Annotated in this window: 1 pseudogene; it reads right to left on the bottom strand. The window is 78.5% G+C overall.

The features are described from left to right. A pseudogene (locus G3I78_RS47885) lies at positions 1-462 on the bottom strand (murein biosynthesis integral membrane protein MurJ); the annotation flags it as partial. Positions 463-483: the final 21 nt, after the last annotated feature.

Raw genomic sequence — 483 nt, 5'->3', positions numbered from 1 at the left:
GCGGGCGGGCTTGCCCGGGGCCGGGGCGGCGACGGGGAGGTCCTCGGCGGGCGTGCCGGGCGTGCCCTGCTGGTCCCGGTAGAGGTGCGCGAAGGCGTCCGGCTCGGGCTTCTCGTCCGCCGCCTGGGTGACCAGGGAGTCCACGCCGACGAACTGGGTGGTCGTCGCGTGGTCGCCGTAGGGCAGGTGCCGGGAGGGCCCGTCCGGCTCGGGCGGCGGGGTCTGGGCCCAGACCTGCGGGTCGGGGGCGTGCACGGGGGCCTGCGGGGCCGCGTAGAGCGGTCCGGGCTCCTGGTAGGTGCCGGGCGGCGGCGGAGGGTGCGAGGCACGGTCGTAGAGGACCTCGGCCACGGGATCCTGGGCCGACAGGTCCTGGGACCGGTACGGGTCGTGGTCGTAGGCGTCCTGGACGTACGGGTCACGGTCCGGCGCGGGCGCAGGCGCGGGGACCTGCCCGGCCACCGGGGTGCCCGGGGCAGCGCC

The sequence above is a fragment of the Streptomyces sp. SID13726 genome (genome assembly GCF_010548375.1).
Lineage (GTDB): Bacteria > Actinomycetota > Actinomycetes > Streptomycetales > Streptomycetaceae > Streptomyces.
This window is presented reverse-complemented; position numbering and strand designations above follow the sequence as displayed.